This window comes from Streptomyces sp. WP-1, assembly GCF_030450125.1.
Lineage (GTDB): Bacteria > Actinomycetota > Actinomycetes > Streptomycetales > Streptomycetaceae > Streptomyces > Streptomyces incarnatus.
Map to the genome: position 1 here is coordinate 4,569,511 of NZ_CP123923.1, position 21,692 is coordinate 4,591,202.

Annotated in this window: 18 protein-coding genes; 11 read left to right on the top strand and 7 right to left on the bottom strand. The window is 72.6% G+C overall.

What is annotated here, in order from left to right; all coding sequences use genetic code 11:
• Window positions 1-37 precede the first annotated feature (37 nt).
• Window positions 38-376, top strand: a complete 339-nt coding sequence (locus QHG49_RS20045) for an XRE family transcriptional regulator (protein ID WP_145485955.1) — start codon at window positions 38-40, stop codon at window positions 374-376.
• A 402-nt stretch (window positions 377-778) separates the two neighbouring features.
• Here the strand turns inward: QHG49_RS20045 and QHG49_RS20050 are convergent, their stop codons facing one another.
• Together QHG49_RS20050 and QHG49_RS20055 are read right to left on the bottom strand one after the other, a co-directional pair.
• Window positions 779-985 (bottom strand): hypothetical protein, encoded by a 207-nt coding sequence (locus QHG49_RS20050; protein WP_145485956.1) that lies wholly within the window; start codon window positions 983-985, stop codon window positions 779-781.
• A gap of 204 nt (window positions 986-1,189) precedes the next feature.
• Entirely contained in the window at window positions 1,190-4,153 is a 2,964-nt protein-coding gene (locus tag QHG49_RS20055; RefSeq protein WP_301490567.1) for a BTAD domain-containing putative transcriptional regulator, read from the bottom strand.
• Between the two features lie 188 nt (window positions 4,154-4,341).
• On the opposite strand from QHG49_RS20055, the gene QHG49_RS20060 reads away from it, so the two are divergent.
• The 6 genes from QHG49_RS20060 to QHG49_RS20085 all read left to right on the top strand — a co-directional run bounded on the left by QHG49_RS20060 (window position 4,342) and on the right by QHG49_RS20085 (window position 11,713).
• The gene (locus QHG49_RS20060) at window positions 4,342-5,577 is read left to right on the top strand and encodes an amidohydrolase family protein (RefSeq protein WP_159702342.1); all 1,236 of its coding nucleotides are present in this window, start codon (window positions 4,342-4,344) and stop codon (window positions 5,575-5,577) included.
• Window positions 5,559-6,500 carry a TIGR03619 family F420-dependent LLM class oxidoreductase gene (locus QHG49_RS20065; protein ID WP_370530487.1) on the top strand — a complete coding sequence of 314 codons (942 nt, stop codon included), beginning with the start codon at window positions 5,559-5,561 and terminating at the stop codon, window positions 6,498-6,500. Before QHG49_RS20060 ends, QHG49_RS20065 begins: the two co-directional genes overlap by 19 nt.
• A gap of 11 nt (window positions 6,501-6,511) precedes the next feature.
• A complete protein-coding gene (locus QHG49_RS20070) occupies window positions 6,512-7,279 on the top strand; it encodes an SDR family NAD(P)-dependent oxidoreductase (protein ID WP_301490569.1) in 768 nt (255 codons plus the stop codon).
• Window positions 7,280-7,364: 85 nt separating this feature from the next.
• The gene (locus QHG49_RS20075) at window positions 7,365-8,483 is read left to right on the top strand and encodes an LLM class flavin-dependent oxidoreductase (protein WP_159702333.1); all 1,119 of its coding nucleotides are present in this window, start codon (window positions 7,365-7,367) and stop codon (window positions 8,481-8,483) included.
• 15 nt (window positions 8,484-8,498) lie between these two features.
• A complete protein-coding gene (locus QHG49_RS20080) occupies window positions 8,499-10,229 on the top strand; it encodes an amidohydrolase family protein (RefSeq protein ID WP_301490570.1) in 1,731 nt (576 codons plus the stop codon).
• The gene (locus QHG49_RS20085; protein WP_159702327.1) at window positions 10,124-11,713 is read left to right on the top strand and encodes an aldehyde dehydrogenase family protein; all 1,590 of its coding nucleotides are present in this window, start codon (window positions 10,124-10,126) and stop codon (window positions 11,711-11,713) included. The genes QHG49_RS20080 and QHG49_RS20085 overlap by 106 nt, the downstream gene beginning before the upstream one ends.
• A gap of 41 nt (window positions 11,714-11,754) precedes the next feature.
• Here QHG49_RS20085 and QHG49_RS20090 read toward each other — a convergent pair whose 3' ends face one another.
• Complete coding sequence (locus QHG49_RS20090) at window positions 11,755-12,147, bottom strand: nitroreductase/quinone reductase family protein (RefSeq protein WP_159702324.1); 393 nt, start codon at window positions 12,145-12,147, stop codon at window positions 11,755-11,757.
• 92 nt (window positions 12,148-12,239) lie between these two features.
• On the bottom strand, window positions 12,240-13,772 hold the full coding sequence (locus QHG49_RS20095) for a CehA/McbA family metallohydrolase (protein WP_301490571.1): 1,533 nt from the start codon (window positions 13,770-13,772) through the stop codon (window positions 12,240-12,242).
• Window positions 13,773-13,896: 124 nt separating this feature from the next.
• Between QHG49_RS20095 and QHG49_RS20100 the strand changes: the two genes are divergently transcribed.
• Together QHG49_RS20100 and QHG49_RS20105 are read left to right on the top strand one after the other, a co-directional pair.
• Window positions 13,897-16,485: a bifunctional FO biosynthesis protein CofGH gene (locus tag QHG49_RS20100; RefSeq protein WP_301490572.1), complete on the top strand. Its 2,589-nt coding sequence runs from the start codon at window positions 13,897-13,899 to the stop codon at window positions 16,483-16,485.
• A 124-nt stretch (window positions 16,486-16,609) separates the two neighbouring features.
• Window positions 16,610-17,176 (top strand): hypothetical protein, encoded by a 567-nt coding sequence (locus QHG49_RS20105; protein WP_159702318.1) that lies wholly within the window; start codon window positions 16,610-16,612, stop codon window positions 17,174-17,176.
• Here the strand turns inward: QHG49_RS20105 and QHG49_RS20110 are convergent.
• The 3 genes from QHG49_RS20110 to QHG49_RS20120 all read right to left on the bottom strand — a co-directional run bounded on the left by QHG49_RS20110 (window position 17,169) and on the right by QHG49_RS20120 (window position 18,832).
• Window positions 17,169-17,696, bottom strand: coding sequence for a DUF2165 domain-containing protein (locus QHG49_RS20110; protein WP_145485964.1), 528 nt, complete (start codon window positions 17,694-17,696; stop codon window positions 17,169-17,171). The two genes, QHG49_RS20105 and QHG49_RS20110, sit on opposite strands and share 8 nt — an antisense overlap.
• Before the next feature lie 138 nt (window positions 17,697-17,834).
• Window positions 17,835-18,023: a DUF397 domain-containing protein gene (locus QHG49_RS20115; RefSeq protein ID WP_370530488.1), complete on the bottom strand. Its 189-nt coding sequence runs from the start codon at window positions 18,021-18,023 to the stop codon at window positions 17,835-17,837.
• A complete protein-coding gene (locus QHG49_RS20120; RefSeq protein ID WP_159702315.1) occupies window positions 18,020-18,832 on the bottom strand; it encodes a helix-turn-helix transcriptional regulator in 813 nt (270 codons plus the stop codon). The genes QHG49_RS20115 and QHG49_RS20120 overlap by 4 nt, the downstream gene beginning before the upstream one ends.
• Before the next feature lie 426 nt (window positions 18,833-19,258).
• Here QHG49_RS20120 and QHG49_RS20125 point away from each other — a divergent pair, with 426 nt between their 5' ends.
• A complete protein-coding gene (locus QHG49_RS20125; RefSeq protein WP_301490573.1) occupies window positions 19,259-20,107 on the top strand; it encodes a helix-turn-helix domain-containing protein in 849 nt (282 codons plus the stop codon).
• Window positions 20,108-20,577: 470 nt separating this feature from the next.
• Window positions 20,578-21,690: an ADP-ribosylglycohydrolase family protein gene (locus QHG49_RS20130; protein WP_159702309.1), complete on the top strand. Its 1,113-nt coding sequence runs from the start codon at window positions 20,578-20,580 to the stop codon at window positions 21,688-21,690.
• Window positions 21,691-21,692 lie beyond the last annotated feature (2 nt).

Sequence of the window (21,692 nt, forward strand, 5' to 3'; positions counted from 1 at the left end):
GGGAGCACATCGCCGAGCTGGACACGAGGGAGTACGAATGAGCACCGTCCGCTGGGAGGATGTCAAGCGTCGGGTGCACGAGCAGCAGCGGGCCGCTGGGATTCCGGTGCTGACGCCTGAGGAGAAAGAGGAAGCCAAGGAACGCCTCCTCGCCGAGGTGCGGGCTCACCGGCTTGCCGAGATTCGTCGGGAGCAGGAGCTCACCCAGCGGGAGATCGCCGACTCGATGGGTGTGTCGACCCCCCGGATCTCCGCCATCGAGCACGGTGACATCGATCGCACCGAGGTAGCGACCCTGCGTTCCTACGTGCGGGCGCTCGGTGGGCAGTTGCGTGTGGTCGCGGACTTCGGGGACACGCAGTACACGGTGGCCTGACCCCCGCCCCCCGAAGGGCCTCGTCCCCGAAGGGCCTCGTCCCCGAAGGGCCTCGTCCCCGAAGGGCCTCGTCCCCGAAGGGCCTCGTCCCCGAAAGGCCCCGCCCCCGGACACACCTCGGCCGCGACGGCTCCCCCTCCGCGCCGCCGCGGCCGATCCCCCGTTGTGGTCCCCTTGGACCGCCCCCCGGTACGGCCCCCGTCGGGCCGTACCCCCCCCGTTGCGATCTCCTGGACCGTTCCCCCCTTTTTTTGGTCCCCCCGGACCATTCCCCCGTTGCGGTCCCCCCCCCAGGACCGTCCCCCCGGTTCGCGGTCCCCCCGGACCGCTCCCCCTTTGTGGTCCCCCCGGACCGTCCCCCCCGCTGCGGTCCCCCCGGACCGCCCCCGTCGGGGGAAGGGCCTACGCCTTTTCGGAACCGGCGTGGTTCTCCAGCGGCTTCACGATGTCCTCGGCCACGAGGCCCGCGTGGTTCTCCAGCGGCTTGATGGTGCCGTTGCCCGTCGCGGCGCCGGCGTGGTTCTCCAGCGGCTTGACGGTGGCGCCGGAGTCCGGGCTGCCGGCGTGGTTCTCCATGGTGCTGATCTTCTTCTTCGCGGTCTCGCTCATCGTCGGCAACTTCCTGTCGGCGTCCTGAAAGGGCGATTGATCCGTCCGGCGGCTCCCCCGGGTGCCGCCGGACGGATTTCGAGGCCGTCACCCTAACGGTGAGACCAAGCGCCGGTTCGTCTGGCCCCCCGCCGCGACGAACCGGCACTCATGAGGATGGCGTGCGGCGATAAACAAACAATGAACGCCGAACCCGGGCCGCCGTCAGGCCGCCGCGGTGGGCCGGAGGAACGCCCGCACCTGTTCGGCCTCGGCCGCGCCCGACCGCTCGTGCTCGGCCAGCGCCTCCCGCCAGCACGCCCGCGCCCGGTCCGTCTGGCCGAGGCGGTCGAGCGTCTGCCCCAGCGCCGTCAGGACGTTGGCCCGCATCCAATCACCTCCGATGACGCGCAGCGCAAGAGCTTGCTCGGCATGGCGCGCCGCCAGCGCGTACTGGCCACGCGCGAAGTGCGCCTCCGCGATACGGAAGTTGGCCGTTCCCTCCCACAGGCGCTGCCGGTTCTCCTGGAACAGCCGCAACGCCTCGTGCAGTTGATCCAGCGCCTCACCGCCCCGGTCCGCCGCGTTCAGCGCGATGCCCAGGGCGAGCCGCGCGTTGGCCACGCGCAGCGTCATCCCGAGCTGGTCGTAGACGGCCAGGCCCTGCCGCGCCAGCTCGACCGCGCTGTCCAGCCGACCGAGCTTGACGTGGATCCGGGAGAGGTTGCACAGGGCGCTCGCCTCGCCGGGGAGGTTGCCGTCGGCCCGGTAGTTGGCGATCGCCTCCCGCAGATGCCGGGCGCCGTCGTCGTTGCGGCCCTGGTAGAGGGCGATGATCCCGCGGTCGTTGGGCACCCAGCAGCACGGTGCGAGATCGTTCGCCGCCTGGGCCAGCTGGATGGCCAGCCGCGCCTCCTCGTCGGCCTGGTTGAACCGGTCGGACACCAGCAGCGCGTTGGTCAGCGCGGTGCGGGCACGGCCCTCCGCCCGCTGGTCGCCCGCGTCACGCGCCATGTCCCGCACGGCCACGGCGGTCGTCTCGTACTGGTAGGCGTTGGCACCCGACTCGGCCAGGTCCTTGGCCACCCACAGCAGGTCGACGGACCGTCTGAGCATGCCCTGGCCCGCGCTCTGCCGGACACAGGCCAGCAGGCAGTCCCCCTCGGCGTGCAGCCAGTCGATGGCGCTCTTGGAATCGCCGAAGGACAGCCCCGGATGCCGCGTCGGCTCCAGATGATCCACCAACCGGTCCCCCGGCCGCTCGATCGCGTACACCCCCGCGGCCGTCGCCAGATAGAAGTCCAGCAGCCTCGACATCGCCGCCCCCCGCTCGCTCGGCGGCTGTTCGTCGCGTTCCGCGCAGGCGCGGGCGTAGAGGCGGACCAGGTCGTGGAAGCGGTAGCGGCCGGGGGCGGCGGATTCCAGGAGGGAGGTGTCGACGAGGGATTCGAGGAGGTCTTCCGTGGACTCCGGGGGGAGGTCGAGGACCGCGGCCGCGGCGGCCAGGGAGATGTCGGGGCCGTCGGCGAGGCCGAGCAGGCGGAAGGCGCGGGCCTGGGCGCGGTCGAGCTGGCCGTAGCCGAGCTCGAAGGTCGCCTTCACCGCGAGATCGCCCGCCTGCAGCTCGTCGAGGCGGCGCCGCTCGTCCGCGAGCTTCGCGGCGAGCACCGAGACCGTCCAGGTGCGCCGCGCCGCGAGACGGGACGCGGCGATGCGGATGGCGAGGGGCAGGAAACCGCACGCGGCGACCACATCGAGCGCGGCGTCCCGCTCCGGGCCCACCCGCTCCGCGCCGACGATCCGGTTGAACAGCGCCAGCGCCTCGTCGGGGGACATGACATCGAGGTCCACCAGATGCGCCCCGGCCAGCCCCACCATCCGCATCCGGGAGGTGACCAGCGCCGCACACCCCTCCGTGCCGGGCAGCAGCGGCCGTACCTGCGCCGCGTCCTTCGCGTTGTCGAGCAGCACGAGGACCCGGCGGCCGTCGAGGACGGAGCGGTACAGCGCCGCCCGCTCCTCCAGGGAGTCCGGGATCGCCGAGTCCGCCGTGCCGAGGGCGCGCAGGAAGGAGCCGAGGACCGTCTCCGGTTCGGCGGGGCGGGGTCCCGCGCCCTGGAGGTCGACGTAGAGCTGGCCGTCCGGGAAGGAGGGCCGGGCCCGGTGCGCCACATGCACCGCGAGCGTCGTCTTGCCGACGCCCCCGATGCCCGCCATCGCGGAGACCGCCATCACGCTGCCCTCCGCCTCCCCGGCCGACGCCAGCACCGCGCTCAGCTCGTCCACGAAGGCCGAGCGGCCGGTGAAGTCCGGTACGGACGCGGGCAGCTGGGCCGGGCGCACCGGCGCCGCGGGCGGCTCCGCGACCGGCGCGGAGGGCTCCGCGAGGGCCGGGTCGGCCCGCAGGATGCGCTGCTGGAGCTCGCGCAGCCCGGGACGCGGGTCGACGCCCAGCTCCTCGGCGAGCAGCCGGCGGGTGTCCGCGTACACGGCCAGCGCCTCCGCCTGCCGTCCGCTGCGGTACAGCGCCAGCATCAGCAGCTCGCGCAGCCGCTCCCGCAGGGGATGCGCGGCGGTGAGCGCCGTCAGCTCGGACACCGCCTCCGCGTGGCAGCCCTGCTCCAGGTCCATGTCCAGGCGGGACTCCAGCAGGCCGAGCCGCCACTCCTCCAGGCGCACCCGCTGCGTCTCCGCGTAGGGGCCGGGCACACCGGCCAGGGGCTCGCCGTCCCAGAGGTCCAGCGCCTCGTTGAGCAGCGCGCGGGCCCGGGTCAGATCCCCGGTGCCGCGCGCCTTCTCCGCCTCCGCGCCGAGGTCCTGCGCCCGTACGAGGTCCAGCGCGCCCTCCCCGAGCCCGCGCACCGCGTACCCGCCGGACTCGCTCACCAGCACACCGAAGCCCAGGACCTTGCGCAGCCGGGACGCGTACGTGCGCACGGCCGCCAGCGCCTGCGACGGCGGCTCGGGCCCCCACAGCGCGTCGATCAGCTCCGCCGCCGTGGCCGTACGGCCCTCGCGCAGCAGCAGGGCGGCCAGCAGGGCCCGCTGCTGGGGGGAGCCCGTGTTCAGGACTTCCTCGCCGCGCCAGGCCCGCACCGGACCGAGCACGCCGAACCGCAGCGCCTCCGGTTCCGCGTTTCTCGCGGAGCCGGGACGCCGCTGCTCAGGCACTCGCGGCCGACCGTCCATGCGTTCGCCCCCTAGGCATCACAGACAACCCCGTCAGTTTGCCTTGTTCCGGGTGGTTGCGTCAGCCGTGCGAGACGCCGATCACAGACCGCCGGGCGGCAGTCCACAAACCCCTCACACGCTCTTCGCACCCGAAGGGGGCCTCCCGACAGCTGACGGTCCGTCAGATCAGCGCTACGGTGGGCGCCATGGACACCCACGCGAGCACGTTTCCGCTGATCATCTCCGTGGACGACCACACCGTGGAGCCCGCGGGCGTCTGGCTGGACCGGCTGCCGGCGCGCCACCGGGACACCGCCCCCCGTATCGTGCGCGCCCCGCTCAAGGAGATGAGCTTCCTCGGCGGGCGCTTCCGGCCGGTCATGGGCGAGCCCGGCGACGCGGGCCCGCTCGGCGACTGGTGGGTCTACGAGGACCTGCGCCGCCCCCTGACCCGCCTCGACACCGCCGTCGGCGTCGACCGCGACGAGGTCAGGCTGGAGGTCATCACGTACGAGCAGATGCGCCCGGGTTCGTACGACGTCCCCGCGCGCCTCGCCGACATGGACCTCAACCATGTGCAGTCGGCGCTGTGTTTCCCCACCTTCCCCCGCTTCTGCGGCCAGACCTTCACGGAGGCCCGCGACCGCGAGCTGGCCCTGCTCTGCGTGCGCGCCTACAACGACTGGATGGTGGAGGAGTGGTGCGGGCCGCAGGCGCACGGCCGGCTGATACCGCTCACCCTCATCCCCCTGTGGGACGCGGAGCTGGCCGCCGCCGAGGTGCGGCGGAACGCGGCGCGCGGGGTGCGGGCCGTCGCCTTCTCCGAGATCCCCCCGCACCTCGGCCTGCCCTCCGTGCACACCGACGCCTGGGACCCCTTCCTCGCCGCCTGCGACGAGACCGGCACGGTCGTGGCCATGCACATCGGCTCCAGCAGCCGGATGCCGTCCACCTCCGCCGACGCCCCGCCCGCCGTCGGCTCCGTCATCACCTTCGCCAACTGCTGCTTCTCCATGGTGGACTGGCTGCTGAGCGGCAAGTTCGAACGCTTTTCGAACCTCAGGGTGATGTACGCCGAGGGCCAGATCGGCTGGATCCCGTACATCCTGGAGCGCGCCGACGTGGTGTGGGAGGAGAACCGCGGCTGGGGCGGGGTCGCCGGCAAGGTCACCCGGCCGCCGTCCGAGCTGTTCGCCGAGCATGTGTACGGCTGCTTCTTCGACGACGCCTTCGGCCTGCGCAACCTCGACTCCATCGGCCTCGGCAACGTCCTGTACGAGACCGACTACCCGCACTCCGACTCCACCTGGCCGAAGTCCCGCGAGGTCGGCGAGGCCCAGATGGGGCACCTCCCGGCGGAGGTGGTGGCACGGATCGTGCGGGGCAACGCGATCGAGCTGCTGGAGCTGACCCCGGACGGCCTGTGGCAGGGGCCCGCGTGAGTCTCGCCTACGGCATCCAGCTGCCCGTGCAGTCGCAGAGCACCCGGTACGCGCAGGAGTGGGAGGCCGGGGCCGGGACCGCCGACCTGGTGGCGGTCGCCCGGGCCGCCGACCGCGCCGGATTCGCCTATCTGGCCTGCTGCGACCATGTGGCGATCCCGCGCCGCCTCGCCCCGGCCATGGGCACGGTCTGGTACGACCCCGTCGCCACCCTCGCCCACCTCGCCGCCGTCACCGCGCGCGTCCGGCTGCTCAGCCATGTCGCCGTGGTGGGCCTGCGCCACCCCCTGCTCACCGCCAAGCAGTACGCCACCCTCGACCACCTCAGCGGCGGCCGGCTGATCCTCGGGGTGGGCGCCGGACACGTACGCGAGGAATTCGAGGCCCTGGGCGCCGAGTTCGAGCGGCGGGGCGCGGTCCTGGACGAGACGATCGACGCGCTGCGGGCCGCGCTCGGACCCGAGGAGTACCCCGAACACCACGGGAAACGGTACGACTTCGCCGACCTCGGCCAGCTTCCCCGCCCGGCCCGGCGGCACGTCCCCCTCTGGGTCGGCGGCTCGTCCCCCGCCGCCGTACGCCGGGCCGCGCTGAAGGCGGACGGCTGGCTGCCGCAGGGGGATCCGCGCGGACGGCTGCCCGGACAGCTCGCCCGGATCCGCAGGCTGCGCGAAGCGGCCGCCCTGGACGGGGACTTCACCGTCGGCGCGATCACCGAGGCGCTGTACGTGGGCGAGCCGGGCTGGGAGGTCGGCCCGCGCACCCTCACCGGGGCACCCGAGGAGATCGCCGGGTCGCTGCGGGCGTACCCGGCGATGGGCGTCGACCAGATCCAGGTGCGGTTCCGCAGCCGCAGCCGCGCCGAACTCATCGACCAGATGGACGCGTTCGGGGCCACCGTCGCGCCGCTGCTCACCGGCTGACGAGGAGCGTCATGGGCAAACTGGACGGGCGGGTCGTCGTCGTCACCGGCGCGGCGCGCGGACAGGGCGAGCAGGAGGCGCGGCTCTTCCGGGCGGAGGGCGCGCGGGTGGTCGTCACGGATGTGTTGGACGACCGGGGGGAGGCGCTGGCCGAGGAGATCGGGGCGCGCTACGTCCACCTGGACGTCGGCTCCGAGGAGGGCTGGCGGGCGGCCGTCGCGGCGGCCAAGGAGGCGTACGGGCGGATCGACGGGCTGGTCAACAACGCGGGCGTCCTGCGCTTCAACGCCCTCGTGGACACCCCGCTGGAGGAGTTCACGCAGGTGGTGCGGGTCAACCAGGTCGGCTGCTTCCTGGGCGTCAAGACGGTGGCACCGGAGCTTGCGGAGGGCGGCACGATCGTCAACACCGCGTCCTGCACGGCGCTCACCGGCATGCCGGCCGTGGGCGCGTACGCGGCGACCAAGCACGCCGTCCTGGGGCTGACCCGAGTGGCCGCGCTGGAGCTGGCCGCCCGGCGGATACGGGTCAACGCCATCTGTCCGGGCGCCATCGACACCCCCATGTCCAACCCGGCCCGCCTGGATACGGACGCCGACCCGGAGGAGCCGGACCGGGCGCTGGACGAGCTGTACCGCAAGCTCGTGCCGCTCGGCCGGGTGGGCAGGCCCGAGGAGGTGGCCCGCCTCGCGCTCTTCCTCACCTCGGACGACTCCTCGTACATCACCGGACAGCCCTTCGTGATCGACGGCTGCTGGCTGGCGGGCGTCGGCTATTGACGGTCGCGGTGGCCGGTGCGACAGTCGGCCTCGATCTGACGGAGCGTCAGGTAACGTCACTCAACCTCTGGGACGGTGAACCGCCGTGGAATTCGGGCTCTTTGTACAGGGATACGTCGGCAAGCGCGCCGAGACCGACCCGCTCGCCGAGCACAAGGCACTGATGGAGGAGACCGAGTACGTCATCCAGGCGGACCGGTCCGGCTTCAAGTACGCGTGGGCCTCCGAGCACCACTTCCTGGAGGAGTACTCCCATCTGTCCGCCAACGACGTGTTCCTCGGCTACCTGGCGCACGCCACCGACCGCATCCACCTCGGCTCCGGGATCTTCAACCCGCTCGCGCCGGTCAACCACCCGGTGAAGGTCGCCGAGAAGGTCGCCATGCTCGACCATCTCACCGGGGGCCGCTTCGAGTTCGGCAGCGGGCGGGGCGCCGGAAGCCACGAGATCCTCGGGTTCCTGCCGGGCATCACCGACATGAACCACACCAAGGAGATCTGGGAGGAGACGATCGCCGAATTCCCGAAGATGTGGCTCCAGGACGAGTACGAGGGCTTCCAGGGCAAGCACTGGCAGCTCCCGCCGCGCAAGGTCCTGCCGAAGCCGTACGGGAAGTCCCACCCGGCGATGTGGTACGCGGCCGGGTCCCCGGCGTCGTACGCCATGGCCGCGAAGAAGGGGCTCGGCGTGCTCGGCTTCAGCATCCAGAAGGTCGCCGACATGGAGTGGGTGCTGGAGCAGTACAAGACGGCGGTCGTGGACGCCGAGCCGGTGGGGGAGTTCGTCAACGACAACGTGATGGTGACGACGACGGCGATCTGCGCGCCCACCCACGCGGAGGCGATCGAGATCGCGGTGAACGGGGGGCTGCACTATCTGCCCTCGCTGGTCTTCCGCTACCACGACACGTTCCCCCGGCCCGAGGGCTTCCCGGTGTGGCCCGAGACGCTGCCCCCGTACACCCCGGAGTTCGTGGAGCTGCTGATCGAGGAGGAGCTGCTGATCTGCGGCGATCCCTCGGAGGTGCGTCGGCAGTGCGCGCGCTGGGAGCAGGCGGGCGCGGACCAGCTCAGCTTCGGGCTGCCGGTGGGGGTGCCGAAGGAGGAGACGCTCCGGACGATCAGGCTGATCGGGGAGCACGTGATCCCGGAGATCGACACGGATCCGGTGCACCGGACGTCGCGGTTCCGGCAGGCGGTCTGAGGGGGGCCCGGGAACATGCTCGATCACCTCATCAAGGACGCCACCGTCGTCGACGGCACCGGCAACCCCGCCTACGTCGCCGACGTCGGCCTCCGTGACGGCCGGATCGCCGCCCTCGGCCGGATCGACGCCGAGGCCCGCACCAGCGAGGACGCCCGGGGGCTCGTACTCACCCCGGGGTTCGTCGATCCGCACACGCACTACGACGCCCAGCTGTTCTGGGACCCGTACGCCACGCCCTCCCTCCAGCACGGGGTGACGACCGTGGCCGCCGGGAACTGCGGGTTCACGCTCGCGCCGCTGCACCCCGGCCGCCCCGAGGACGCCGACTACACCCGGCGGATGATGTCCAAGGTGGAGGGCATGTCCCTGGCCGCCCTGGAGCAGGGGGCGCCCTGGAACTGGCACACCTTCGGGGACTACCTCGACGCCCTGGAGGGGCGCACGGCGGTCAACGTCGGCTTCATGGTGGGGCATTGCGCGCTGCGCCGGTACGTCATGGGCCCGGATGCCGTCGGCGGCCGGCCGGACGAAGCGCAACTGGCGGCGATGGTAAGGCTGTTGCGCGACGCCATGGACGCCGGTGCCTGGGGACTGTCGACCACCCAGTCCCGTACGCACTCCGACGGGGACGGCCGCCCCGTCGCCTCCCGGCACGCCGGACCCGCCGAGCTGATCGCGCTGTCCCGGGCCGTCGGCGAGCACGAGGGCACCCAGATCGAGGCGATCGTCGCCGGCTGCCTCGACCAGTTCAGCGACGCCGAGATCGACCTGCTGACCGAGATGAGCGCCGCCGCCGGACGCCCCCTGAACTGGAACGTCCTCACCGTCGACGCCGCCGTGCCCGAACGCGTGCCCCGGCAGCTCGGCGCGAGCGAACGGGCCCGGAAGGCGGGCGGCCGGATCGTCGCCCTCACCATGCCGATCCTCACCCCGATGAACATGTCCCTCGGCACCTTCTGCGCCCTCAACCTCATCCCCGGCTGGGGCGGGATCCTCGGGCTCCCGGTCCCCGAACGCATCGAGCGGCTGCGGGACCCCGGCGTCCGGGCCGAACTGCTGCGCCGGGCCCGCTCCAAGGAGGCGGGCGTCTTCCGGCGGCTGGCCGACTTCGGGCGCTACGTCATCGGCGACACCTACAGCGAGGCCAACCGGGGGCTCGGCGGCCGGGCCGTCCGCGACATCGCGGCGGAACGCGGGCAGGACCCCTTCCACTGCCTGGTGGAGATCTGCGCCGACGACCGGCTGCGTACGGTCCTGTGGCCGATGCCCACCGACAACGACCCCGCCTCCTGGGCCCTGCGCGCCGAGACCTGGCGGCACGAGGACGTCCTGCTCGGCGGCTCCGACGCGGGCGCCCATCTGGACCGGATGTGCGGGGCGCCGTACACCACCCGCTTCCTCGGGGACTGCCTGCGCGGACGGAAACTGGTCGGGCTTGAGCAGGCGGTGAAGATGCTGACCGACGACCCGGCGCGGCTGTTCGGGCTGCGCGAGCGCGGGCGGATCCAGCGGGGCTGGCACGCCGACCTGGTCCTCCTCGACCCCGAGCGGATCGACGCCGGGCAGGCCCGCCTGGTGCACGACCTGCCGGGGGACAGCCCCCGCCTGGACGCGCGGGCGATCGGGGTGCGGGCCGTATGGGTCGGCGGGGTGGAGACGATCCGGGACGACGTGGTGAGCGGGGCCGTACCGGGCAAGGTGCTGCGCTCGGGGCGGGACACCCGGACGGTGGGCACCCGGTGAGCGAGCGGCCCCGCACGGGCCGGCGGCCCTTCACCGGACCAGGCCAGCGGCTCTTCGTCGCGGGGGAGTGGGCCGAGCCGGACCTCGGCCACTACCCGGTCACCGACCCCGCCACCGAGGAGACCGTCGGCCTCGCCCCCGAAGCCTCGCCCGAGCAGGTCCGGGCGGCCTGCGCGGCGGCCCGCGACGCGTTCGGCCCCTGGTCGCGGACCCGCCCCGAGGAACGGGCCGCGCTGCTCGGCCGGGCGGCGGAGATCATCCGGGCGCGCCTGGTGCCCTACGCCGACCTCGCCCGCGCCGAGACGGGGGCCACCACGGCCACCGCCCGCGCCCTCCAGGTCCAGGTGGCCGCCGCCCGCTTCCGCCGCTACGCCCGGGTGGAGCCCGCCGAATGGCCCGTGCCGCCGCAGCTCAACGAGGCCGGGCCGATGGGCGGGGCGGCCGTCGTGAGCGCGCTGGCGGTACGGCAGCCCGTGGGCGTCGTCACCTGCGTCACCTCCTACAACAACCCCTGGGCCAACCCGGCGGGCAAGATCGCGCCCGCGCTCGCCATGGGCAACACCGTCGTGGTGAAACCCGCCCCGCAGGACCCGCTGTCCGTCTACCGGATGGCCGAGGCGCTGGCGGAGGCCGGGGTGCCGCGCGGTGTGGTGAACGTCGTCTCGGGCCGGGCCGCCGCGGTCGGCGAGGCGGCGGTGGCCTCGCCCGACGTCGACATGGTCAGCTTCACCGGCTCCACCGCCGTCGGCCGGCGCATCGCGGAGGTGTGCGGCCGGGACATGAAGCGGCAGCTGATGGAGCTGGGCGGCAAGGGCGCCGCGCTGGTGTTCGCCGACGCCGACCTCCCGGCCGCCGTCGCGGGCATCGGCACCACCTTCTCCTTCTACAGCGGCCAGATCTGTACGGCACCCACCCGGGTCCTGGCCCAGCGCCCGGTGTACGACCGGCTGGTCGAGCAACTGGCCGCCTACGCGGGCCGCTTGCCGATCGGCGACCCCCGCGACCCGGCCACGGTCGTCGGCCCGCTCATCTCGGCCGAGCACCGGGCACGCGTGGAGTCGTACGTCGAACTGGGCCGGAAAGAGGGCGCGGTGATGGTGACCGGTGGTGAACGCCCCGCCACGGAAAGGGGGTTCTACGTGCGGCCCACCCTCCTCGCGGACTGCACGAGCGACATGCGGGTGGCCCGGGAGGAGATCTTCGGCCCGGTGGTCTGCGTGCTCCCCTTCGACGACGAGGACGAGGGCGTCGCCCTGGCCGACGACTGCGACTACGGGCTCATCGACTACGTCTGGTCCGCCGACATCGCCCGCGCCTTCCGCGTCGCCCGCCGCCTGCGCGCCGGAGGCGTCGGCATCAACACCGTCGCCCGGAACATGGAGGCCCCCTTCGGCGGCTTCAAACGGAGCGGGGTGGGCCGTGACGTGGGGGTGTACGCCCTGCACGCGTACAGCGAGGTGCAGTCGATCGTCTGGCCGGGGTGAGACACCCCCCGGCCCACCAGGTCCGCCCGGCGGGCCCGCCGTCAGTCCGCCAGGTCCACCCGGATCGTCAGCAGGTCCGTGCCGAGGGCCCGTACCGCCGTGCTGTTGAGCCGGGGCAGGCGCCGCAGCCGGGCGCGGGGGTCGTCGTCCGGCAGCAGACGGGCGGTGCCGTGGTGCCACCGGCCCGCGATCCGCACCCGCACCCTGGGGTCCGCCTCGATGTTGCGCACGTACTGCGACCTGCGCCCGAACTCCGACACCAGCCAGAACGCCCCGCCGACCCGCCGCCCGCCCACCGGCGTCCGGCGCGGCACCCCGGACACCCGCCCGGTCGTCTCCAGCACGGTCTGCGACGGGAGCCGCCGGATCAGCGGATTCAGCCGGCGCTGGAAACCGGTCACGATGCGGTGCTTGCGGTCTGCTCGGCCGGTCATGGCTGCCACAACCTTCTGCGGGATCTGCGGGGCGGCGGTCGCCCGGCCCAGGATGCCGCAGCCGGCCGCCCGCCTCCACGGGAAGCGCCGCCTCAGGAAGCCCCGAGGAAGACCGGGTTGGTGAACGCGGCCAGCGCCCCCGGCACCGGCCCCGCCGCCGTCTCGTGGCGGACCTCGGCACGCACGTACGCCGCGTAGGAGGGGGTCGTACGCCATTCCACCGTGCCCGCGCCCGACACCGGCAGGGGGTCGCTCGTGCACAGGGTGCCCTCGTCGGTGACGAGGTGGAGGGTGCAGCGGGGCGCGCCGGTGACGGCGAGCCGGACGGTCACCGGGGCGTCGGCGGGCAGCGCCAGCCGCTCCCCGATGCCCGCCTGCCGCCCCCGCCCGCCCGTGGCGGTGAGGGAGACGGTGATGTGCCGGGACTCGGCGACGTAGGAGCGGCCCGCGCGGATGCCCTCCTGGACGGCCCGGCGGGTCAGATCGTCGGCGAGGACGACGGTCTGGGGGAGGCCGACCGCGTCCGGGTCGCGGTGGGCGTCGCTGTTGCCCATCGCCGGGAGCCAGGGGCGGCCCTGCCGCACCGAGGCGACCAGGAGGTTGTCCCACTCGGCGAGGGTCACCTCGTCGTCGGGCGTGTAGGGGCCGTTCCACACCTCCACGGCGTCCGCCTCGGCGAAGCCGAACTTCCAGCCGCAGCCGACACAGGTGGCGTGCGGATGGGCCGGTACGACCAGGCCCCCGGCGCGCCGGATGTCGCGGGCGAAGCGGGCCCAGCGGTTGTCGCGGGCACGGTAGCGCCAGTCCACGAAGGTGCCGGGCTCGGTGCCGAGCGCCACCACGTGCCCGTTGCGGGTGGTGATCTCCTCGCCGAGCATGATCAGCAGATCGTCACCGGCCTCGTCCGCCCAATGGGGGTGGGACGTATGGGTGTTGTGGTCCGAGGAGTTGATGAAGTCCAGGCCCGCCGCCCGCGCGAGGGCCGCGATCTCGGCGGGGGTGCGGCGGCCGTCGGAGTACCAGGAGTGCAGATGGCAGTCGCCCCGGTACCAGGCCCGCCCCCGCCCCCTGGCCCGGGACGGCGGGTACACCGGGCGGGGGGTCTCGCCGGGCTCGCCATAGGTCAGGGTGATCGTCAGCTCGTACGGCAGTCCTTGTGGCGCCACCGTGTAGGGGCCCAGCGCGATGTGCCAGGTGCCCGCGCGCACCGGTCCCGGTACGTAGCCCGGGGTCGCGTCGTCGGCCCGTACGAAGAACTCCGTGCGGGCGCCGCCCGACCAGCCCCGGAAGCCCTTGCCGCCCAGCTCGGTGCCGTGCTGGTCGAAGAGGCCGATGTCGAGCGCGTTGCCCTGGGTGCCGGCCGGGACCGAGGGCCGGTCGTAGGTGTAGGAGACCTTGAACTCCCGTACCCCGGAGGGCACTTCGACCGGTACGTACACGAAGTCGGGGGCGCCGGGCGGCAGGGTGCCCCGCACCGTCCGCGTCTGCTGACCCTGGCCCTCCTGGCCCTGGCCGTCCGCCGCCGCGAAGTTCACGGTTCCCCACGTAAGGGCAGTGGCGGCGCCGCTCACGAACAGCGCGCGCCTGGCGATTCCCCGGGCGTGATCGTGCGTGTCGTCACACATGGGCCTCATGGTGCGCGCCGTACATGAACTCCCCCGGAAGAAAAGGAGACCGGGCCCCCGCCGTCCCGCGGCGCCGCTCCTCGTCCCCCGTCCGTCCTGATCATCCCCTACGTATCGTGGAGCCATGACGACTTCCGCGACCCCCGGACCCGGCCGTCCCACCGAGAACTCCATGCGTCGCGCCCTCAAACGCGCCCGTGACGGCGTCGCCCTCGACGTCGCCGAGGCCGCGGTGCTGCTCCAGGCCCGGGGCGAGGACCTGACCGACCTCGCCGCCTCCGCGGCCCGGGTGCGTGACGCGGGCCTCGGACAGGCGGGCCGTCCCGGCGTCATCACCTACTCGAAGAGCGTCTTCGTCCCGCTGACCCGGCTGTGCCGGGACAAGTGCCACTACTGCACCTTCGTCACCGTCCCCGGCAAGCTCCGCCGCGCCGGTCACGGCATGTTCATGTCCCCCGACGAGGTGCTCGACATCGCCCGCAAGGGCGCCGCGCTCGGCTGCAAGGAAGCCCTGATCACCCTCGGCGACAAGCCCGAGGACCGCTGGCCCGAGGCCCGCGAGTGGCTCGACGCGCACGGCTACGACGACACCATCGCCTACGTCCGCGCCATCTCCATCCGCATCCTGGAGGAGACCGGCCTGCTGCCCCACCTCAACCCGGGCGTCATGAGCTGGACCGACTTCCAGCGCCTGAAGCCGGTCGCGCCGAGCATGGGCATGATGCTGGAGACCACGGCCACCCGCCTGTGGTCCGAGCCCGGCGGCCCCCACCACGGCTCCCCGGACAAGGAACCGGCCGTACGGCTGCGGGTGCTGGAGGACGCGGGCCGCTCCTCCGTCCCCTTCACCTCGGGGCTGCTGATCGGCATCGGCGAGACGTACGAGGAGCGCGCCGAGTCCCTCTTCGCGCTGCGCAAGGTCTCCCGCGCCTACCACGGCATCCAGGAACTGATCATCCAGAACTTCCGCGCCAAGCCGGACACCGCGATGCGCGGCATGCCGGACGCCGAACTGGACGAACTGGTCGCTGCCATCGCCGTCGCCCGGCACATCATGGGCCCCGCCGGCTGCCTCCAGGCCCCGCCGAACCTGGTCGAGGGCGAGTACGAGCGGCTGATCGGCGCGGGCATCGACGACTGGGGCGGGGTGTCGCCCCTGACCATCGACCACGTCAACCCCGAACGCCCCTGGCCGCAGATCGAAGAGCTGGCGCGGCGCTCCCGCACCGCCGGTTTCGAGCTGCGCGAACGCCTCTGCGTCTACCCGGAGTTCGTCCGGCGCGGCGAGCCCTGGCTGGACCCCCGGCTGCGTCCGCACGTCGCCGCGCTCGCCGACCCGGAGACCGGCCTGGCCCGCCCCGACGCCCTGCCCACCGGCCTGCCCTGGCAGGAGCCCGAGGACACCTTCACGCCCACCGGCCGCACCGATCTGCACCGCACCATCGACACGGAGGGCCGTACGACCGACCGCCGTGACGACTACGACGAGGTGTACGGCGACTGGGACGCCCTGCGCGAGGCGGCCGCTCCCGGGATGGCGCCGCAGCGCATCGACACCGATGTGCGCGAGGCCCTGCGCACCGCGGCCGACGACCCCACCCGGCTGACCGACGCCGAGGCCCTCGCCCTCCTGCACGCGGACGGCCCGGCGCTGGACGCGCTGTGCCGGATCGCCGACGACGTGCGCAGGTCGGTGGTGGGCGACGAGGTGACGTACATCGTCACCCGGAACATCAACTTCACCAATGTCTGCTACACCGGCTGCCGCTTCTGCGCCTTCGCCCAGCGCCGTACCGACGCCGACGCCTACACCCTCTCCCTGTCCCAGGTCGCCGACCGCGCCCAGCAGGCGTGGGACGTCGGCGCGGTCGAGGTGTGCATGCAGGGCGGCATCCACCCCGACCTGCCCGGCACCGCCTACTTCGACATCGCGAAGGCGGTCAAGGAGCGCGTCCCCGGCATGCATGTGCACGCCTTCTCCCCGATGGAGGTCGTGAACGGCGCCACCCGCACCGGCATGTCCATCCGCGAGTGGCTGACGGCCGCGAAGGAGGCGGGCCTCGACACCATCCCCGGCACGGCCGCGGAGATCCTGGACGACGAGGTCCGCTGGATCCTCACCAAGGGCAAGCTGCCCGCGGCCACCTGGATCGAGGTCGTGAAGACCGCCCACGAGCTGGGCATCCGCTCCTCCTCCACGATGATGTACGGCCATGTCGACCAGCCCCGCCACTGGCTCGGCCATCTGCGCACCCTGGCCGGGATCCAGCGGGAGACCGGCGGCTTCACCGAGTTCGTCACCCTGCCCTTCATCCACACCAACGCGCCGGTCTACCTCGCCGGGATCGCCCGCCCCGGCCCGACCACCCGCGACAACCGCGCGGTGACGGCCATGGCCCGCCTCCTCCTGCACCCCTGGATCCCCAACATCCAGACCAGCTGGGTCAAGCTCGGCACCGAGGGCGCGGCGGAGATGCTCCGCTCCGGCGCGAACGACCTGGGCGGCACCCTGATGGAGGAGACGATCTCCCGGATGGCGGGCTCGTCGTACGGCTCGTACAAGTCCGTCCGCGACCTGGTGGCCGTCGCGGAGGCGGCCGGGCGCCCGGCGAAACCGCGGACGACGCTCTACGGCGAGGTGCCGGACGAGCGGCGGCACGCGGCGGCGGCCTCCGACGGCCACCTCCCCGAGCTGCTGCCGGTGCTCGACTGAGCACCGGGCCCGTGGTGCCGGGGCACGGGGCGGGGGCGACCGGTACGGGGCGCGGGGGCGACTGAGTACGATGATCCGACCCCCGGACCGTGTGGGGGACCCATAGCGGAGGAGATGCGTACCCGTGGCTGCCCGACTGCCCTCCTGGGCCTGGGTCTCCGGTCTGACGGTGGGGGCGACCGTGGCCGTCGTCGCCCTCGCCGTGCAGGCGGAGCACGGGCCGCATCCCACGGCCGCCAGCGTGAAGCCGAGCACGTCCGCGTCGGCGAGCACACACGGCTCGGCCGAGCCGAAGCCGCCGGCGGGGCCGCCCGCGCTGCCGGCGGACTCGGGGGACGGCCGCCGGATCGTGTACTCGCTCGCGGCCAAGCGGCTGTGGCTGGTCGACGCGACCGGCAAGGAGATCAGGACGTTCGAGGTGTGGCCGGGCACGGTGCCCCCCGCCCCCGGTCGCTACTCGATCACGCTCCGCACCCAGTCCCTCAAGGGCTCGGACGGCGTGGAGATCGAGCACGTCATGTACTTCACGAAGGTGGACGGCGTGAACGTGGCCTTCTCCAACGCCCTGGACGGCGCCTCGCCGCCCCCGGCGGAGGGCAAGAAACTGGGCGGCATCCGCATGCGCAAGCAGGACGGCGCCGCCCTGTGGTCCTTCGGTGATCAGGGCACGAACGTGACGGTGGTCAAGTAGTAGGGGCTTCCTTGCCGTTGCCCGGCAGGTGATTGACGATCAACGCCACCCCGCTGAGCAGGAAGACGCGGGTGGCGGAGTCCTCGCCGTTCCACGCCTTCGCCTGCCACATCGCGAACCACTCACCGCCGATCGCGATGAACCCGGCGCCGAACAGCAGCAGGAGCATCAGCAGCCCATAGGTGGAAACGCGCCGCGCGAACGCCTCGTCCCGGCGCGCCACCCACAGGTACGTGCCCCAGATCAGGACCAGCGCGGCCACCGTCTCCCACGCGATGATCAGGACGTAGGCGGTGTCCTGGAGCGCGGTGCTGGTGATCGCCCGCCACATCAGATCGTGGTCCTTGAAGGTGCTGTCCATCGCCAGCACATGCCGTACGAACTGCTGGTTCGTCCCGAAGTCCGTGATGTTGCCGAACGCGACGAGGGCGATGTACAGCGCGAGTATCCCGGTGAGTACACCGGCGGCCAGCCCGTGACTGGAGAGTCTGGAGCGCCGCGTGGGGTCGGTGGTGGTCATGGCTGGATTCTCCCCTGGCGACAGACCGAATGACGCACTGCCATTGCGCCATCATGGAGAGGGGGTCCACACCGCCCCCGGAACCGACCGCCTCCGCCTGGCGGTTGTGGAGTCGGCCCGGGACGCGATCCAGGCGTGTTACGCGGAGTGAGCCGCGAACTCCACGAACTCCGCCCAGCTGGCCTCGCCGACGGTGAGCCGGGCGCGGTCCTTGTCCTTGGAGTCGCGGACGTGCACGGTGGCGGGGGCGACGGCCACCTCGACGCAGTCGGGGCCCTCGTTGTTGCTGTAGCTGCTCTTGAACCACATCAGAGTGGGGGTGCTCACGTCTCTTCTCCCAGTACCTTCTCGATGAACGTCAGCGACTCCCGGGGCGGGAGAGCCTGCGCTCGGATGATTCCATAGCGGATCTCAAGGAGCTGAACTTCCTTGGGATCGCTGAGCAATCGACTGTAAGCCTGCCCTTCCTCGTGGGCCACCGTCGTGCCGTCCTGGAGCTTCAACAGGCGGAACGACCCACTCATGCCCGCGTGGTCTTCTCGATCAGTTGGCATCACCTGGATCTCTACGTGCCTCAACTGGGCCATTTCCAAGAGGTGTTCCAGTTGCTGCCGCAGTACCGCACGACCGCCGATGGGGCGCCGCAGGGTCACCTCTTCTTGTACGAAGGTGATCGACGGCCTCGGCACCCGATCGAAGACTTCCTGTCGTGCCAGGCGGGCACCGACGCGGCTGTCGATCTCCTCTTCTGTGTACGACGGGCGCCGAGTGTTGTACATGGCCCTCGCATAGGCGGGGGTCTGCAACAGGCCGTGCACATAGTGGTTGGCGTAGGCGCTCAGCTCGACCGACTCGTCCTCCAGCTTCTTCAGATCCCGGACGCTCTTCGGGTACCGGGCCTTCTCCACGTCCTCCTTCGTCGCGGACAACTTCCCGCCCGCGCCGACCGCTTCGTCGGTCGCGTCCAGGAACTCGGGCTTGGGAGCTCGTCGTCCGCGTTCCACGGACGAGACCATCTCCTCGCTGTACCCGATGAGCGCGCCCAACTCCCCTTGCCTCAGCCCGGCTGCCTCGCGCCACAGCTTGATCTGCCGCCCGACCGTCTTGAGTACGGCCGCGGCCTCCTCATCCTCCATGCTCACCCTCCGTGTGTCCCATGTCACGCCCAGGCTAGGGAGAGTCAGCAAGCCGGATGGCCGGATCGGAAGAAATCACCTTCGGGAGACCACCCCCCATCTGACCGGGACCTCGGGCTCCGCGATCCGGTGGGCAGGGAGGCGGCGGCCAGGGTTGCCTTCGGGTGCGGCTCGTGCCGGGACGCGGTGGTCCATGACCCGGTGGGGCGCGATCCCAGAAGACCAAAGAACCGGGGAAAGAACCGAACCCGCCCCCACCGCCCCCGTCACTCACTCGGCGGAGTGAATATGCCGGACGAAACTGGCGCGGCGGGGCATTTGTGGTGCAGCGTCAGCGATGCCAACCCGTAGACATGCATCGGCCCTCGCCGGGACTGGCATCCCAATGCGAGGGCCTGATCACCAAGGAAGAACACAGGCTTCCCCGTGACTGACAAGCAGCGTAACGCGCCTTCGCGCCCCACGCCCCGGCATTCGTCGGGCGTCACCCATGTGAACGAGCCGCATCACGACAACTTCACCGTCGTCGGCAATCACCTGGCCCAGCACCCGGAACTGTCGCTGACGGCGATCGGCCTGGCCACGCACATCCAGTCGTTGCCCGAGGGCACCCCGATCGGCATCAAGGCGCTGGCGGCGAAGTTCCGCGAGGGCGAGATCCGGATCGCGGCGGCGCTGCGGGAGCTGGAAGAACACGGATATCTCGCGCGTCCCAGGGAGCGTCTTCAATCGGGACAAGTGAGGACCCGGGCGATCTCGTACAACAAGCCCCGCAGCGCGCTGCGAGCGGCGGCGCCGCCCCTCGCCGAGCCCGAGGCCGACCCCGGGTCGGCGCCCGCGTCCGCGCCCCCGCCCACCCCCGCGGCCGTACCGGCGTCCGCACCCGGTCCGCCCCCGGCCCCGGATCGGCGCACGCCCGCGGTCGACCTCCTCGCAGGGCTGCGTGCCCACGACCCACGGCTTCTGCTGGCGGAACGAGACGTGCACCGACTGGCTCCGGCCGTCACCGAGTGGCTGGAGCGTGGTGTGCCGCCGACGGCGGTCACCCACCTGCTGACGTCCGGCCTGCCCCAGGACCCGATCAAACACCCGGCGGCCCTCCTCTCCCACCGCCTTGCCACCCAGCTCCCCCCGCACCTCCCCGCCCCACCCCCTCGCGCCGCCACGGCACCTCGTCCAACTCCCCTCCAGACCTGCGACGGCTGCGAACGTGCCTTCCGCGCACCCGAACCGGGCCGCTGCCGCGACTGCCGTACGTCCGTGGCGGTGGCATGAGGGCGGGAGCGGAACCGACGACGAGCGCCGGGTCACCGTCGTACTGTCGGCTCCGCCGGTGCTGATCCCCATGCCCGAACTGACCCCGGACGCGCTGCGGGCGGCGGTGGCGCGTATGGCCCCGAGCCGGCTCCCCGTGCCCACCCAGCACCTCTTCGAAGCCACGACCAACGCTCAGCAACCGAGATCCGGGCGATCCGCGATGCGGCCGAGGCGGAGGCCGGACGGTGACGGACTGGGCTTGGGACTACGACCCGAGCGCGGAGTACATCACCGGCGGGCCGCCTCCCGGGGCCGGACGGTGTCGATCCGCTCGAATTCGGGCTGGATCGCATTCTGGATGGTGTCGAAGCGGTCATCGGTGGACGTGAATGACCCGTGAGGGTCGCCCCGGCCCACCGGGGGCCCTCTCCGCCGTCGATTAGAGTGCGGACCGTCGTGCGGGCGGACGGTGCCTGAGGAGGGTCTGGGTGGCGACGACGACCGGTGCCGTCTGGGGCCGTGCCGAGCAGCAGGACTTTCGCAGCAGGGTGCGCGGCACCCTGCTGGGGGCCGCCGTGGGCGACGCGCTCGGCGGGCCCGTCGACACCCTCACCCTGGCGGAGATCCGCGCGGCCCACGGCCCCGAGGGGCTGCTCGACCTCACCGCCGGGCACGGGCGGCGCGGCACCATCACCCACCACACCCAGCTGACCCTGTTCAGCGTGGACGGGCTGATCCGCGCGCAGGTGCGCCGCGACACCGGCGCCTGGCACCCGCCGACCGATCTGCACCGCGCGTATCTGCGCTGGGCCGCCACCCAGCGGGACTGGGGGCCGGACGAGCGCCGCGCGGAGGACGGCTGGCTGGCCCGCGAGGAGTGGCTGTACGCCCGCCGGGAGCCGAGCAGGGCGCTGCTCATCGGGTTCGGCGACGAGAAGATGGGCACGCTGGACAAGCCCAAGAACCCGGGCGAACAGGGGCCGGAGGCGGTCGCACGCTCCGCGCCCTTCGGGCTGCTGGTCGGCTGGGAGCCCCAGCTCGTCGTGCAGCTCGCGGTGGAGTGCGCGGCGCAGACCCACGGCCACCCGGTCGGGTATCTGTCGGCGGGCGCGTTCGCCGTGATCGTGCACGGACTCGCCCGCGGCGAGAGCCTGGACGGCGCCGTGCGGCAGGCCCTCGCCCTGCTCGCCGTCCGCCCCGGCCACCAGCCGGTCTCCGACGCCCTCCGGCACGCGCTCGGCGCGGTACGGCAGGGCATGCCGAGCCCCGCGCGGGTGGCGGAACTGACCGGCGACGGCATGGCCGACGGGCTGCTCGCGGCCGCCGTCTACTGCGCCCTGGTCGGCGAGGACGTACGGCACGGCCTGTGCCTCGCCGTCAACCAGGGCGGCCCCTCCGCCGCCGCCGGCACGCTCACCGGCGCCCTGCTGGGCGCCCTCCACGGCGAGACCGCCCTCCCCCCGGCCTGGCTCGCCGAACTGGAGGGCCGCCCCACCGTCCTCGAACTCGCCGACGACTTCGCCATGGAGATGACCCAGGGCCCCGCCCTGCACGGCCCGGCGGGCTCGGCACCGGGCTGGCTGGCCCGGTATCCGAGGTAGGG